The following is a 16625-nucleotide window of genomic DNA, read 5'->3' as shown; positions in this document are numbered from 1 at the left end:
ACCGGCTGATGGACCGGATGAGGACCCCCGCGGAGGCGCTCACCAAGCGCGAGCTGGAAGTCCTGCAACTGGTGGGCGAGGGCCTGTCGAACCTGCAGATCAGCAAGAAGCTGTTCCTGAGCCAGGCGACGGTGAAGTCCCACCTGGTGCACATCTACGCCAAGCTGGGCGTCGACTCGCGGACGGCCGCAGTCGCGGCGGCGACGGCCCGCAGGCTCATCCGCCGCTGACCCACCGCCCTCCCCCTGGGCGCGCGAGCCGGAAACCACCCGCTCCGGTTCAGCGGCGCGGCGGCTCACCGAAGAGGTCCACGGCGACCCGTACGTCCCTGAGCGCCGACGCCAGGGCGCTGACCGAGCCGATCGCCCCCGCGATCAGCAGCAGCGACCGGCGCAGTCGCGGAATCTCGGGCGCGCCGCTGACCGCCATCGCGTCCAGCGCCGCCAGCTCGTCCTCGGCGATGGCGCGGTCCGGGAACTCCGCCGGATGTCCGGCCAGCTCCCGCCGGAGCCGGGAGACGGCCGTACGCAACTCCGTCACCCTCGGGTCCTCGTTGCTGCTGGTCACCCGCGCCTGCCCCACACTTTTCAACAAAGCACTCCCCCTCGCACGTCTTTGTGCCGGTGTTTCGACCAAGTCCCGAACCATGGTCAAGTGTCCGGGGGTGCGGGCAAGTTAACGCCATGACAGGTGCCCGGCGCCACTCCACGGACGGAACTCGGTGTGTCCCGGACGATCACAGGGGGTTGCAGAAACGGTCCTCCTGTGCGGGAACCGCCGGTCTGAGGTATCCAGTCCGCATGACAAGCACTCCGCCTCCCCCTTCTCCGTCCGCCGCCCCGGTCGTCGCCGGACTGCTCCTCGCCGCAGGCGGTGGACGCCGGCTGGGCGGGCGCCCCAAGGCGCTGCTGGAACACCGCGGCCGCCTCCTCGCCGACCATGCGGTACGCACCCTGCGGGAGGGCGGCTGCGGTCCGGTCCATGTGGTGCTCGGCGCGGCGGCCGACGAGGTGCGGGCCAGGGCCGGGCTGTCCGGCTGCACGGTGACCGTCAACCCGGAGTGGACCGAGGGCATGGGCTCCTCGCTGCGGGCCGGCCTCGGCGCCCTCACCGGCACGGAGGCGGACGCGGTCCTGGTCCTGCTGGTCGACCAGCCCGGCATCGGCGCGGAGGCGGTGGCGCGGGTGCGGTCGGCCTACCGCTCCCGGACGAGCCTCGCGGCGGCCTCGTACGAGGGGGAACGCGGCCATCCGGTGTTGTTCGGGGCCGATCTGTGGGCAGACATCGCGGCGGGGGCGGTGGGCGACCAGGGCGCGCGCGCCTATCTGCGGGCGCACCGCGATGCGATCACGCTCGTCGAGTGTTCCGATGTGGCTCAGGCGTTCGACATCGACACGTCGGACGACCTGTCCCACCTTGAGTGAACACACTGGCACGCTGCGCCAGCAGGGACCCACTTCTGTCGACCCGGAGAATCTCGACATCAACAAACCATTGAACTTCCACCATGAGGAAACTACTATCCACTGGTCAGAAGCCCTCTGCACCTCAGACGGCGACCACGGCCGTATCCCGGAGCCATGGCACGCCGTGCCGTTTCAGGCGACCCGGCGGCCGTGAGACGCCGCCCGCACCGCCCGCTGAAGGAGTGACCGCTCATGTCCGCACCAGCGCCGTCCTCGCTGGCCATCGTCGATGCCGAGCCCCTGCCCCGGCAGGACGAGGTCCTCACACCCGCGGCTCTCGCGTTCGTGGCCGAGCTGCACCGCCGGTTCACCCCGCGCCGTGACGAGCTGCTCGCCCGCCGCGGCGAGCGCCGGGGCGAGATCGCCCGCACCTCCACGCTGGACTTCCTGCCGGAGACCGCGGCGATCCGCGCGGACGACTCCTGGAAGGTCGCCCCGGCCCCCGCGGCCCTGAACGACCGCCGAGTGGAGATCACCGGTCCGACCGACCGCAAGATGACCATCAACGCCCTGAACTCGGGCGCCAAGGTCTGGCTCGCCGACTTCGAGGACGCGTCCGCTCCCACGTGGGAGAACGTCGTCCTCGGCCAGCTCAATCTGATCGACGCCTACAACCGCGCGATCGACTTCACGGACCCGAGGTCCGGCAAGGCGTACGCCCTGAAGCCCGCCGACGAGCTGGCGACCGTCGTCACCCGCCCCCGCGGCTGGCACCTGAACGAGCGGCACCTCCAGCTCGACGGCACCCCGGTGCCCGGCGCGCTGGTCGACTTCGGCCTCTACTTCTTCCACAACGCCCAGCGCCTCATCGACCTCGGCAAGGGCCCGTACTTCTACCTGCCGAAGACGGAGTCGCACCTGGAGGCCCGCCTCTGGAACGACATCTTCGTCTTCGCCCAGGACTACGTCGGTATCCCGCAGGGCACGGTCCGCGCCACCGTCCTGATCGAGACGATCACCGCCGCGTACGAGATGGAGGAGATCCTCTACGAGCTCCGCGACCACGCCTCCGGGCTGAATGCGGGCCGCTGGGACTACCTCTTCTCCATCGTCAAGAACTTCCGCGACGGCGGCGCCAAGTTCGTCCTGCCGGACCGCAACGCGGTGACGATGACCGCACCGTTCATGCGGGCGTACACCGAACTCCTCGTCCGCACCTGCCACAAGCGCGGCGCCCACGCGATCGGCGGAATGGCGGCCTTCATCCCGTCCCGCCGGGACGCCGAGGTCAACAAGGTCGCGTTCGAGAAGGTCAAGGCCGACAAGGACCGCGAGGCGCACGACGGCTTCGACGGCTCCTGGGTCGCCCACCCCGACCTGGTCCCGATCGCCATGGCCTCCTTCGACGCGGTGCTCGGCGAGAAGCCGAACCAGAAGGAACGCCTGCGCGAGGACGTCTCGGTGGCCGCCGGCGACCTGATCGCCATCGACACCCTGCACGCCAAGCCCACCTACGACGGTCTGCGCAACGCCGTCGCGGTCGGCATCCGCTACATCGAGGCCTGGCTGCGCGGCATGGGCGCGGTCGCCATCTTCAACCTGATGGAGGACGCGGCCACCGCCGAGATCTCGCGCTCGCAGATCTGGCAGTGGATCAACGCGGACGTGGTCTTCGAGAACGGCGAGCACGCCACGGCGGAGCTGGCCCGCAAGGTCGCGGCCGAGGAACTGGCCGCGATCCGCGCCGAGACCGGCGAGGAGGCCTTCGCCGCCGGCCGGTGGCAGCAGGCCCACGACCTGCTGCTCCAGGTCTCCCTGGACCAGGACTACGCGGACTTCCTGACCCTGCCCGCGTACGAGCAGCTGCGCTGACGCCGCACCAACACCTCCGCCCCCGGTGCCGCGCGGCGCCGGGGGCGGAGGCGCACCGGGCGCCGGGGCTGGCCCGGTGTGCGCCCGCGGACGAATCGGTCCCAGTATGTGTCAAACAGACAGGACCCCGGATCGTCGGCTACCGGCAGGATGATCCGCGAAGCTGCGCCGCACCCTGACCGAAAGCTGGGCCGGACCGGTTTGCTCACACATGTGTGCTGCGGCGCATGGCGCCACAGGACAGGGCGATCGCTAGGGCATCATGCCGAGGCCCCGCATCAAAACAGCCACCCCTGCCGGTCGAGGTAGTCGTAGCCCGCGGCTCCCCGCACGGGACAGCCGCGGCACCAAGGCGTCGGCCGGCGTCTCCGTGCCGAACCAGTGCGGGAGACACCTCACCCGTGCGGCGCACCCGTCAGTTGCTGCTGTCACGCCGTTACTCTTCCCCGGGCTGCAACGCGCCGCTCCCCAGTCCCTCCCTGGCGACCTGCGCCATGCGGCGCACTGTTTCTGTGAGGCGCGACGCCTGGGCTTCCACTTCTCCGAGCGCTCGGAACGCCGAGCCGTAGCGGCGCTGGACAACGGGTTCGCGCTGCGGGATGCGAGCGCTCTTGGGGTCGGAACGGTAAGTGCCGCTCTGGGAGGTGGAGCGGCGGATATTCGGCCCGGAATTGAGAAAACCGTCTAGATACGCGGGGTCGATCTGGTCCCCCGTGGCCCGGACAATACCCCCGCCGATGTCCACGAGGCCGGCGCGGGCCAGGTCGGCGATGCTGACGGTGGCACCGTCCCACAAGTCGGCACCGTCGCCTACGCGCAGGTCAGGGAGCAGCGATTCCAGGGCTGTGAGCGCTGCGCTGAGTTCGGCGCGGGCCCTTTCGTACTCGGCGGCCATGTCGCGCCGGACGACGGGCATGTGCGATGCGGGGGTGAGGTCGACATCGTCATCGAGAAGGTCGATGAGTGGGACGTCGGCGGTCTGGCCGTCTGCGGGGACAAGGGTGCCGTCGGGGTCGTTGGAGGTGAGGTCGACCATGGTGACGGTGTCCGGTCTCGTACCCGTGTCTTCGGGGCGGCGCAGGAGCCAGAGGTGTACCGGAAGGGCGTGCGAGGAGGCGACACCTCCGGGCAGGGCGACGACCTTGCGAATGGCTCCGCGTCGGACCAGTTCGGCGCGAATGCGCCTGCCCGCCTTGCGGTAGGCGACGGAAGCCGGCATGACCACAAGCAGGTGGCCGCCGTGAGCAGTGTGCGCGTAAGCGTGCTGCAGCCAGGCAAGTTCGCCTTCTGCGCGGGAAGGGGTGCCGAACTCCCACCGCGGGTCGAGTAGAAGTTCTTCGCGACCCCAGTCGGTGACAGCGGCCGGCGGGTCACAGACCACCAGGTCGGCGGCAAGACCGGGAAAGCGATCAGCACGCAGCGCGTCGCCGTGTGCAATGCGGATGTCTTCGCGGCCGGTCAGAGTAGAGCGCACGCGTGCGATACGGACACAGTCCTCATCGCTGTCCTGGCCGAAGCGGACGAGACCGCGGGCTGGTAGCAGTCCGAACAGAAGCGTCCCGATACCGCTGGCGGGATCGAAGACGGTCTGCCCGCGGCGCAGGTCGGGGGCGAAGTGAGTGACAGCTCGGACGATGCGGGGTGACGTGACGAGGTCGGAGCCGGAACGGCGGGCGGAGTCGGTCATCCTGGCCACCAGGGCTTCGACGGCCCCCGCCGGCCCGGCGTCTGCGGCGAGCCGGTCCAGCAAGCTACGGAGGGGGACACCGGACGGTTCACGCAGCGGGGGGCCGACCGGTCCCGCAGGCGCGTCCGCCGCCGCACGCGCCGCGTCACCGGCAAGGTGCTCCACGGCGGCCGCGACAGCCGCAACTGTGGCGTCACCGTAAGCGGCACGCAGCGCCTGCCAGGTCTGAACTTCGAGGGAGACTTCCTGGCTCTTGTCGCGACCGTCCAGCCACTTCTGAACGGCGTCCCATACAAAGAGAGGACTGGAGGCACTGCCACCGACGGCCGGGGGAAAGTCCTCGTAGCGGCGACGCCAGTTGGAAACAGCTGCCCGGGTCACTCCGGCGAGGCGGGCGATCTCGGCGCCGGTGACGAGCGCCGACGACGCACCCGCGGGTTGGTCCGGGCTGGGCTTGACGGTGTCCGGCATAAGCGCCACCGTACACGGAGACTCCCCCCTACACGGGCCTGCATCGATGCGTTGACACAACTCACACACAACTCGGCACGAAGGACCGCATCCGTCGAGTGAAGCCCACCCGGTCGGCGCAGCGCTGCTACTGCGCGAACTCGGCTCGACCTTTGCTAACGCATCCAGATCGCCGATCCCAAAGCTCGACCAACCCAACCTTCACGTTCGAGCTGAATGCGTTAGCTACGTCAACATGAAACTCTCACTAGTGTGACAACCGATTAGGTGTACTCTTGCTCGCCGGGGCGCTCGCACCATGCGCACCACCCTCCAGCAGTCGGATGACGTAAGGGAGTGCCAGTGGACCTGCAGACGGTGGCCGGGCGGTTCCGGATCACAGGGGCCGTCGGCCGCGGGAACATGGGGCAGGTCCACCGAGCCCTCGATCTGCAAGCGGCGGAGAACGCGGCAGACCGCGACGTCGCCCTGAAGACGATCCTGCGCAGCCGGACGGGTCTGGCAGTCGATACCGCCCAGGACGGACACCTGGTCGAGCGATTCCGCCGCGAGGTGGACATCATGCGCCGCCTCTCTCCGCGCCACCCGAATCTCACCCGCCTCATCGCCGGCGGTGTCGACACCGCCGTCGCGCAGGGCGGCAGCGGCTTGCCCTACCTGGCCATGGAGCTTCTCGACGGCCATCCCCTGACCGAGCTGATCGATGAGGAGCCGCAGCTCCCCGTCTCCTGGGCCGCGGCCCTGGCCGCGCAGATCGCCGGTGGGCTGGCCTCGGCCCACAGCGCGGGCATCGTCCACCGCGACCTCAAGCCCGCGAACCTCATGCTCACCCGCGACGGCACCGTCAAGATCCTCGACTTCGGCATGGGCCGGATGGTCGACGACGCCGACCAGACCCGCCTCACCAGCACCGGCGTCGCCGTGGGAACCGCCCGCTACATGGCCCCCGAACAGTTCCGTGCCGAGCTGGTCACCGCCTCTGCCGACCTGTACGCGCTCGGTTGTGTCCTGTACGAACTGCTCATCGGTAAGCCGCCGTTCAACGCCAAGGTCGCCTTCGACCTCTCCGAGCAACACCAGAACCTGCGGCCCCCCTCCCTCACCGTGGTCCGCCCCGACCTGCCCGACGAACTCGTCCTGCTGGTCAACCGGCTCCTGGAGAAGGACGCGGCGAACCGTCCGTCCAGCGCCACCCAGGTCCGCGAGGTCCTCGTCCCGCTCGCCCTCGCTCCGGACGACAGCGCGGCCTTGCTCGCCCCCGAGTGGACGGCGATGGACCCGGTGTCGAGGCTGCGCATGGAGTTCCCCGCACCATCCGCCCCGGTGCCCGTGCCGGTGCCGCGCCGCGCGCCCCGCGTTCCGGACGCCATGGACGTCTTCGGTATCCACCGTGAACTGATCGACGAGTACGAGCGCTTCACCAAGGGCGCCACCGTCGTGCGCGACGGCCGGATCAGCGGATTCATCGAGGATGATCTGGCGGACAAGTCGCAGTGGCCCGACCCCTGGCTGTCCCTCAACCCGTTCTTCGACGACGGCGGCAACGTCCAGGACCTGGTACGCGACGATGTCCTGCACCAGAAGTGCGCCGAGATCTTCCAGGCCGGCAAGAAGGAGGACTCCCGCCGTCCCAGTGGCCGGCCGCTCACCTTCCACCGGCACCAGCGTGAGGCGATCGATGCCGCACAGGCCGGCGACTCGTACGTGCTCACCACCGGCACGGGCTCCGGCAAGTCGCTCGCCTACATCGTCCCGATCGTCAACCAGGTCCTCAAGGAACGGGAGACCGAGGGCCCCGGCGCGCCCGGCCGGGTGCGGGCCATCATCGTCTACCCGATGAACGCGCTGGCCAACTCGCAGCTCAAGGAGTTGCAGAAGTACCTGCGGCACGGCTTCGGCGCCGGCCGCGAGCCCGTCACGTTCGCCCGCTACACGGGCCAGGAGAGCGACGAGCAGCGGCGCGAGCTGCGCAAGAACCCGCCGGACATCCTGCTCACCAACTACGTGATGCTGGAACTCATGCTCACCCGGCCCGACGACCGGGCAAGCCTGATCCGGATGGCCGAGGGTCTGCAGTTCCTGGTCTTCGACGAGCTGCACACCTACCGCGGCCGCCAGGGGGCGGACGTCGCCCTGCTGATCCGCCGGGTCCGCGAGGCGTGCCGCGCGGCGGACACCCTTCAGTGCATCGGTACGTCCGCGACGATGTCGACCGAGGGCACCTGGCCGGACCAGCAGCGCGAGGTCGCGAAGGTCGCAGGCCGGCTCTTCGGCACCACTGTGCTGCCCCGGCGCGTCATCGGCGAGACGCTGGTGCGCGCCACGGATGAGGCCCCGGACCGGGTTCCGGCCGAGCGGCTGCGCGCGGCCGCCGCACCCTTGTCGTATCAGGCACTCACCAAGGACCCGCTGGCGCGGTGGCTTGAGTCGCGGTTCGGCCTGGAGCGCGAGCCCGGGACGGGCCGTCTGCGGCGCTGCCCGCCCGGCACGATCGAGCAGGCGGCGGATGACCTCGCCGCCGAGTCCGGCGTTGCACCGGAAGCCGTCGGCGAGGCGATCCGCGCCACGCTGGAAGCCGGGTCGCAGGCCAAACACCCGGTGACCGAGCGGCCGTTGTTCGCATTCCGGCTGCACCAGTTCCTCTCCAAGGGCGACACGGTCTACACGACGCTCCAGGATCCGCTGACCCGCCCGCTGACCCGCACCTACCAGCTGGAGCAGCCCGACAGCGACGGCAAGCCGCTCTTCCCGCTGGCGTTCTGCCGTGAGTGCGGCCAGGAGTACGTCACCGTGTGGCGCACCGACGAGAACGGGACGTTCCGTTACGAGCCGCGCCGTGACACCTCCGGGTCCGGCGGCCGCGAGGGCGAGGGCTACCTGTACATCGGCACGCCCGGCGAGGACTACGAGTGGCCGGCCGATCCTCAGCAGGCCATCCAGGACCGACGGCTGCCGGAGTCCTGGTTGGAGTCGGACGGCCACGGTGTGAACGCCGTCAAGAAGACCTACCGGCCACGCGTGCCCAAGCGTGTCGTCGTCGACGCGTTCGGGCACGAGTCCGGTGAGGGTCTGGTGGCCGCATTCATCCCGGCTCCGTTCCTGTTCTGCCTGCACTGTCAGATCTCCTACGAGCAGACGCGCGGCCGGGACTTCGCCAAGCTGGCCACACTCGACCAGGAAGGGCGTTCGTCGGCGACGTCCGTCGTGTCGGCGTCGATCGTAAAGTCGCTGCGCTCGGTCCCCGAGGACGTGCTGTCCAAGGAGGCCCGCAAGCTCCTCACGTTCGTGGACAACCGGCAGGACGCCTCCTTGCAGGCCGGGCACTTCAACGACTTCGCCCAGGTGACACAGTTGCGCAGCGCCCTGCACCAGGCTGCGCTGCTGGCCGGTGAGGAAGGGCTGCGCCATGACGACCTCACCCAGGCCGTCACCGAGGTCATGAATCTCAGGCCCCGCGAGTACACCGGCAACGCGAGCATGGCCCCCGGTCTGGAACGTCGCGCCACCAAGGTGTTCCGGGACGTCGTCGGCTACCGCCTCTACCGCGACCTCGAACGCGGCTGGCGCATCACGATGCCGAACCTGGAGCAGTCCGGCCTGCTCCGCATCGACTACGAGGACCTCGACTGGCTGGCGGAGCAGCAGGATCGCTGGCAGTCCACGCATCTCGCACTGCGCGACGCCGAGCCGGCGCTGCGCTACGAGGTGGCCCACGCGCTCCTGGACCACATGCGCCGCCATCTCGCCATCGACGTGCAGTACTTCCGCGACGACTTCGACGCCCTGCAGCGTGCCAGCGAGGAGCGGCTCGTCGACCCCTGGGTGCTGTCCGAGGGCGACAAGCCGCAGGTCGGGACCGCCTACCCGTACGCGTCGAAGCCCGGCATGGAGCGCTCCGCGCTCTTCCTGTCCGCGCGCGGCAAGTTCGGCAAGTACCTCAAGCGCACGGCGGCGGCGTTCCGGGGCCTGGGCCTGGACGACGTCCAGACGGTCATCGACGACCTGCTGAAAGTCCTGCGGGAGGCCGATCTGGTACACGAGGTGCAGGCGGGACCGGAGCAGTCCGGCCCGGTGTACCGCCGTCGCCAGGCGGAACAGCGCACCGGCTTCCGGGTCTCGGCCGCGTCCCTGATCTGGAAGGCGGGGACGGGCGAGAGCGGTGCGCAGGACCCGCTGACCCGGACGTACCACAGCGGTGAAGGCCCGCGCGTGAACCCGTTCTTCCGCCGCCTCTATCAGGACGCCGCCGCGGAGCTGGCCGGTCTGTACGCGCGTGAGCACACCGCGCAGGTGTCGCCCGAGGACCGTGAACGCCGCGAGGAGGAGTTCCGTTCCGCCGAGCTGCCCCTGCTGTACTGCTCGCCCACGATGGAGCTGGGCGTGGACATCTCCTCGCTCAACGCCGTCATGATGCGCAACGTCCCGCCCACACCGGCCAATTACGCCCAGCGCTCCGGCCGGGCGGGCCGGTCGGGGCAGCCCGCTCTCGTCACCACGTACTGCGCCACGGGCAATAGCCACGACCAGTACTACTTCCGCCGTTCCCGGGACATGGTGGCCGGACAGGTCGCCCCGCCCCGCCTGGACCTCGCCAACGAGGACCTGGTCCGCTCGCATCTGCAGGGCATCTGGCTCGCCGAGACGGGCATGAAGCTGGGCCGTGCCGTCCCCGACGTCGTCGACGTCGCGTACGACCCGGACGGCGAGGAGCGCCCGGACCCGGACATGCCGCTGCCGCTGCTGTCCGACACCCGTGACCGGTCGCTGGACGAGGACGCGCGACGTCGGGCGGTCGCGGCCGCGCGCACGGCCCTGGGACCGCTGATCCCGGACTTCGCCGACACCACCTGGTGGTACGACGAGTGGATCGAGGACCAGGTCGCCAAGGCTCCCACCGCGTTCGACGCGGCGTTCGACCGGTGGCGTCAGCTGTTCCGTGCCGCCGTCCTGGACCAGTACGAGCAGAACCGGCGGGTCGTCGACCACACCCTCAGCCAGGGCGAGCAGGGGCGTGCCCGGTCCCGCAGGCGTGAGGCGGAGACCCAGACCGCGCTGCTGCTGAACCGTTCGTCGGACTCCAAGTCCGTGATGAGCGACTTCAACCCGTACCGCTACCTGGCTTCCGAGGGTTTCCTGCCCGGTTACAGCTTCCCGCGTCTGCCTCTGGCCGCGTACATCCCGCGCTCCGGCAACCGGCGGAACGCGGACGGCGACTATCTGCAGCGTCCGCGCTTTCTCGCCATCCGCGAGTTCGGCCCCGGTGCGCTGATCTACCACGAGGGCGCCCGCTACCAGGTCACCCGCGTGCAGTTGCCCCCGGACGCCTCGGGAGATCTGGCGACGGCCGAGGCCAAGCGCTGCGACCACTGCGGTTACCACTACGAGGGGTCCGCCGGCGCCGACGTCTGCGACATGTGCAAGGAGCCGCTGACCGGCCGGCGCACCAGCCTGCTGCACCTGCACACGGTGTTCACCACACCGCGGGAGCGGATCTCCTCAGACGAGGAGGAGCGGCGCAGGGCCGGCTTCCGGCTGGAGACCTCGTACGCCTTCCAGGACCACGGCACGCGCAAGGGCCGCCTCACCTCACACGTCACCGACGCGGAGGCCACACCGGTCCTCGACCTCGACTACGGCGACTCCGCGACCGTCCGCATCACCAACCTGGGCCGGGTCCGCGACAAGCAGGGTGAACCGGACGGCTACTGGCTCGACCTCAGCGACGGCCGCTGGCTCAACGACAAGGCCGCCGCCGAAGCCATCGAGGGCACCGGCATGCCGGTCGTCGACGAGGACGGCAACGAGAAGCGCCGCAAGAAGCGCGTCCTGCCGTACGTGGAGGACCGGCGCAACATCCTCGTCGTGACACTCGACGAGCCGCAGCCGGAGCCGGTCGCGCTGTCGTTCATGTACGCGCTGGAGCGCGGCATCGAGGCAGCCTTCGAGCTGGAGGACGCCGAGCTGACGGCCGAGCTCCTCCCGCCGGACGACGGCCCGCGCCGCCGCGTCCTGTTCACGGAGGCCGCGGAGGGCGGGGCGGGCGTACTGCGACGCATCCAGCGCGACAAGCGGGCCCTCGCCAAGGCCGCCCGCACTGCCCTGGGGATCTGTCACTTCGACCCGGCCGACGGCGCCGACGCCGGCGGCCCGAGCAGCGACGAGAAGTGTGCTCGGGGCTGCTACGAGTGCCTGCTCACCTACGGCAACCAGGGCGTCCACCGGCAGCTGAGCCGCCATGCGGCACGCCCGCTGCTGCTGCGTCTGGCGAGCGCGACGACGGTCAAGGAGGACCGGGGCGAGTCGCGCACGGAGCAGTTCCAGCGGCTCGCGGCCCAGAACCTCGAAAGGCCCTCCTCTGTGACCCCGCTGGAGACGGATCTGGCCGCGCTCGTCGAGAACGGTGACCTCCTCGGCTGGCTCAAGGCGAAGGGCTACCGGCTGCCGGACGAGTCGGGCACGCTCGTCCCGGAGGCCGCCGCCAAGCCGGACTTCCTCTTCTTCCCCGCCGGCGCACGCGTGGCGGCATTCGTGGACGACCCTTCCCACGACGAGGATCCGTCCCGGGACACTGACGCCGTCGAACGTCTCGAGGACGCCGGGTGGGAAGTGCTGCACTTCGCCCCCGGGACGGACTGGGACACCATCATCGATGCAAACTCCGGCTACTTCCACACCCGTTGACCTCACCCGCTCCGCACCCTCCGTACGCGTCGAAGGATCCGAGACACTCCATGAGCCTCACGTACTCCGCCGGTTCCCTGGTGGCCGCCCGCGGCCGCGAATGGGTGGTGCTGCCCGAGAGCGCGCCCGACATGCTGGTGCTGCGCCCGCTGGGCGGCAGCGACGACGACATCGCGGCCGTCTTCCCCACCTTCGAGGAGGTGCGCCCGGCGGAGTTCGCCGCCCCGGACGCCGACGACCTCGGCGACCAGCGGGCCGCCGGTCTGCTGCGCACCGCCCTGCGGGTGGGCTTCCGTTCGGGTGCGGGCCCCTTCCGTTCGCTTGCTTCGATCGCCGTCGAACCGCGCGCCTACCAGCTCGTCCCGCTGCTCATGGCGCTGCGTCAGAACACGGTCCGGCTGCTGATCTCGGACGACGTCGGCATCGGCAAGACCGTAGAGGCGGGGCTCATCGCCACCGAGTTGCTCGCGCAGGGCGAGGCGAGCCGGATGACGGTCCTGTGCGCGCCCGCGCTGGCGGAGCAGTGGCAGGGGGAGCTGCGCGAGAAGTTCGGGATCGACGCGGAGCTCGTCCTCGCCTCGACCGTATCGCGTCTGGAGCGCGGTCTGGAGCTCGGCCAGTCGCTCTTCGACAAGCACCCCTACACGATCATCTCGACGGACTTCATCAAGTCCACCCGCCATCGCGAGGACTTCGTCCGCCACTGCCCGGACCTGGTCATCGTCGACGAGGCGCACACCTGCGTCTCCGCCGACGACACCCTCGCGGGTGGCAAGTCCGGAACCAGTCAGCTCCGTTACGAGCTGCTGCAGCGCGTCGCCGCCGACCAGGACCGGCATCTGCTGCTGCTGACGGCGACCCCGCACTCTGGCAAGGAGTCCGCGTTCCGCAACCTGCTCGGTCTGGTACGGCCCGATCTGGCGACCGTGGACCTGGAGAGCCCGGCCGGCCGCGCCAGGCTCGCCGAGCACTTCGTCGCCCGTAAGCGCGCCGACGTACGCCAGTACCTCACCAAGGAGGACGGCCTGGCCGACGACTCGCTCGCCGAGCGCACGGCTTTCCCGTCCGACCGCTGGATGAAGGACGAGCCCTACAAGCTCACGCCCGAGTACCGCGCCCTGCTGGACGACGCCATCATCTATGCCGCCGACCGCGTGCAGACGGCCGGTAGCCAGGGCAAGCGCGAGGCGCGGATCGCCTGGTGGTCGGTGATCGCCCTGCTCCGCTCGATGGTGTCCTCGCCGGAGGCGGCCGCCCAGACGCTGAAGACCCGTTCCACGGCGGCCGTCGCGCGCAGCGCGGAGGAGGCCGACATCCTGGGTGCCCCGCTCAACCAGGACGCCGCCGACACCGACGCGCTGGAGGGTCTGGACGTCGCCCCGGGTGCGAGCGAGAGCGAGAACGCCGGCGCCCGCCTCCTCGAACTGTCCGAGCGGGCCGCCGTCCTCGCCGGCCAGCAGGGCGACGCGAAGCTCAAGGCGCTGGTCAAGCACCTCAAGTCGCTGCTCGCCGACGGCTACCACCCCATCGTCTTCTGCCGCTACATCCCGACCGCCGAGTACCTCGCCGAGGAGCTGGGCGGCGTGGAGGGCAAGCCGGGCAAGCTCGGCAGGAAGGTGCACGTCGCCGCCGTGACCGGCACCCTGTCGCCGCAGCAGCGCCTGGAGCGGATCGAGCAGCTCGGCGCCGAGGGCGCGGACGACCCGGCCACCCGCCGCGTCCTGATCGCGACGGACTGCCTGTCCGAAGGGGTCAACCTCCAGCACCACTTCGACTCCGTCATCCACTACGACCTGGCCTGGAACCCCACCCGTCACGATCAGCGCGAGGGCCGCGTCGACCGCTACGGACAGAAGCGCGACCAGGTCCGTGTCATCACGATGTTCGGTGAGGACAACGGCATCGACGGCAAGGTCCTCGAGGTCCTGTTCAAGAAGCACCGCCAGATCCAGAAGGACCTCGGCATCTCCGTCTCCGTCCCGGACGAGACCGCGTCCGGCGTCACCGACGCCGTCGTCGAGTGGCTCCTGCTGCACGGCCGCCAGGGCAGCCAGGAGGCCCTCTTCGAGATCCCGGGGGCCCAGCAGCACCTGGAGCGCGTCGAGCGCGACTGGAACTCGGCCGCCGAGCGCGAGAAGACCTCCCGCTCCAAGTACGCACAGCGCTCCATCCACCCGGAGGACGTCGCCCGCGAGGTGGCGTCGGTACGTGCCGCGCTCGGCGGCGCCGACGAGGTCCGCGACTTCGCCCTCGCCGCCCTGCACGGCCTGGACGGCCTCGTACGCGACCCGCGCGACGGCTCCGGCGACTTCACCGCCCAGGTCGGCGGCACCCCGGCCGGCCTGCGCGACGCGCTGGCCGCCACGCTCGGCAACCGCGTCGTGGAGGAGGACCGCGAGATCCCGTTCCGCACGTCCCCGGCGATCGCCCGCGGCGAGGCGGCCCTGGTGCGCACCGACCCGGCGGTCGGCGCCCTGGCCTCGTACGTCCTGAACTCCGCCCTCGACCGCGAGGCCGAAGGCCCGCGCCCGGCCCGCCGTTGCGGGGTCGTCACCACGGACGCGGTGACGTCGCGTACGACGCTGCTCCTGGTCCGCTACCGCTTCCACCTCACGCTGCCGTCCCGTACGGGCGAGAAGCAGCTGGTCGCCGAGGACGCCCGGCTGCTCGCCTTCGAGGGCATGCCGCAGCGCGCCCGCTGGCTCGACGACGAGGCGGCGGCCGAACTCCTCGCCGCCCGCGCCTCGGCCAACACCAACCCGCAGATGGCCCACAACCAGATCAGTCGCACCCTCGACAACCTCGGCGAACTCACGGCGCATCTGGAGGAGCACGGGGAGCGCCTGGCCGCCGAACTGGACGCCTCGCACCGCCGGGTCCGCAGGGCCGACACCGACACCCGGCTCCGGGAGATCGTCCGCGGTCTGAAGGTCGTCCCGCAGAAGCCCGCCGACATCCTCGGCGCCTACGTCTACCTGCCCGCGAACCCGGCCGCCGCCGGTGTGACCCCCGCTGGAGCTGTCGCCTGATGTCCGCCGCCACCCGCACCGCCCCGGCCTTCACCGCTGTCACCACGGTCGGCGGCCTGCTCCCCTCCGACATGCTGCTGCGCATCGCGGAGGCCGCGAAGCTCCCCGGCACGAAGCCGGCCGACTACCACCTGCCCGCCTCCGTCGCCGTCCGCGACGAGGCCGAGCGCGCCTGGGAGTACCTCAAGCCGCTCTGGCGCGACCTGCGCGCGGCCCTCCCCTCGGACCCGAAGACGGGCGCCCCGGCCGCCGACCCGACGGGCCGCGCGGGCAACGACTGGCTTGCCCAGCTGTTCCGCAAGCTCGACTTCGGCCGCCTGACGGAGGTCGGCACGCCGGGCATCCCCGCCGACTCCGACCCGGCCAAGCACTTCCCCGTCTCACACCGGCACGGCGCCGCCCTGGTCCACCAGATCCCCTGGAACCAGGAGCTCGACAAGCGCGCGACGGCCGGGCAGATGCCCGCCCAGTCGATGCTCCAGGACTGCCTCAACCGCACCGAGGCCCACCTCTGGGCGATCCTCACCAACGGCCGCAGCGTGCGCCTGCTGCGCGACTCGTCGGCGATGGCGACGGCGGCGTACGTCGAGTTCGACCTCGAAGCGATCTTCGACGGCGAACTCTTCAGCGAGTTCGTGCTCCTTTACATGACACTGCACGCGTCGCGCTTCGAGGTGGGGGAAGGTCAGCCTGCGTCGGGGTGCTGGCTGGAGAAGTGGCGGACGGAGGCGGTGACGTCGGGCGCCCGCGCCCTCGACCAGCTCCGCCTCGGCGTCCAGCACGCCCTCACCGTCCTCGGCACGGGCTTCCTGCGCCACCCGGCCAACGCGGCTCTGCGCGAGGACGTCAACCCGAACGCACTCCAGGCCGCCCTCCTCCGCCTCGTCTACCGGCTCCTCTTCGTCTTCGTCGCAGAGGACCGCGGGGCGCTGCTCGACCCCGAGGCCACCGATCGCCAGCGCGAGACGTACGAGAAGTACTTCTCCTCCGCCCGCCTGCGCACCCACGCCCGCCGCCGCCAGGGCACGGCCCACGGCGATCTCTACGAGGCTCTGCGCATCGTCCTCGACGCGCTGGGCGCGGAGGCCGGCCGCCCCGAACTCGGCCTGCCCGGCCTCGGCGGCCTCTTCTCCCACACGGACGCGGACGCCCCGCTCGACGGCCTGAAGCTGTCGAACGAGTCGCTGCTGACCGCCGTCCGGCACCTCGCCCAGGTACGCGACCCCGGGGCCCGCCGCTGGCGCTCCGTCGACTACCGCCACCTGGACGCTGAGGAACTGGGCTCGGTCTACGAGTCCCTGCTCGAACTGGAGCCGAAGCACTCCGCCTCCGACCGCTCCTTCGAGCTGGTGGAGGTCGCGGGCAACAGCCGCAAGACGACGGGCAGCTACTACACCCCGTCCTCGCTCATCGAGTGCCTGCTCGACACGACGCTGAACCCGGTGATAGACGATGCGGTCAAGCGGGGCGAGCAGCGAG

7 protein-coding genes and 1 pseudogene are annotated in these 16625 nt (G+C 70.6%); 6 read left to right on the top strand and 2 right to left on the bottom strand.

The window, feature by feature from the left end; genetic code table 11:
* A partial coding sequence (locus J1C73_RS05680; protein ID WP_207315368.1) for a response regulator transcription factor occupies positions 1-230 on the top strand: 230 nt, incomplete at its 5' end.
* Positions 231-279: 49 nt separating this feature from the next.
* On the opposite strand, the gene J1C73_RS05675 is transcribed toward J1C73_RS05680, so the two are convergent.
* The gene (locus tag J1C73_RS05675; RefSeq protein ID WP_199884385.1) at positions 280-582 is read right to left on the bottom strand and encodes a DUF5955 family protein; all 303 of its coding nucleotides are present in this window, start codon (positions 580-582) and stop codon (positions 280-282) included.
* Positions 583-800: 218 nt separating this feature from the next.
* Here J1C73_RS05675 and J1C73_RS05670 point away from each other — a divergent pair, with 218 nt between their 5' ends.
* Both J1C73_RS05670 and aceB read left to right on the top strand, forming a co-directional pair.
* Complete coding sequence (locus J1C73_RS05670) at positions 801-1424, top strand: nucleotidyltransferase family protein (RefSeq protein ID WP_207315367.1); 624 nt, start codon at positions 801-803, stop codon at positions 1422-1424.
* Between the two features lie 234 nt (positions 1425-1658).
* Positions 1659-3278, top strand: coding sequence for a malate synthase A (gene aceB / locus J1C73_RS05665; RefSeq protein ID WP_207315366.1), 1620 nt, complete (start codon positions 1659-1661; stop codon positions 3276-3278).
* A gap of 436 nt (positions 3279-3714) precedes the next feature.
* Here the strand turns inward: aceB and J1C73_RS05660 are convergent, their stop codons facing one another.
* Complete coding sequence (locus J1C73_RS05660; RefSeq protein WP_123463665.1) at positions 3715-5436, bottom strand: N-6 DNA methylase; 1722 nt, start codon at positions 5434-5436, stop codon at positions 3715-3717.
* Positions 5437-5778: 342 nt separating this feature from the next.
* On the opposite strand from J1C73_RS05660, the gene J1C73_RS05655 reads away from it, so the two are divergent.
* From J1C73_RS05655 to J1C73_RS05645, 3 genes and pseudogenes are all read left to right on the top strand, one after another.
* Positions 5779-12117, top strand: a complete 6339-nt coding sequence (locus J1C73_RS05655; protein WP_207315365.1) for a protein kinase domain-containing protein — start codon at positions 5779-5781, stop codon at positions 12115-12117.
* Positions 12118-12167: 50 nt separating this feature from the next.
* A complete protein-coding gene (locus J1C73_RS05650; protein ID WP_207315364.1) occupies positions 12168-15146 on the top strand; it encodes a DEAD/DEAH box helicase in 2979 nt (992 codons plus the stop codon).
* Positions 15146-16625, top strand: a pseudogene (locus J1C73_RS05645) (Eco57I restriction-modification methylase domain-containing protein); the annotation flags it as partial. The gene J1C73_RS05650 and the pseudogene J1C73_RS05645, both read left to right, overlap by 1 nt.

It is taken from the genome of Streptomyces laculatispora (assembly GCF_017353455.1).
GTDB lineage: Bacteria > Actinomycetota > Actinomycetes > Streptomycetales > Streptomycetaceae > Streptomyces > Streptomyces laculatispora.
Note: the sequence above shows the minus strand (reverse complement) of the source record. Positions and strands in the feature narration are given on the sequence as shown.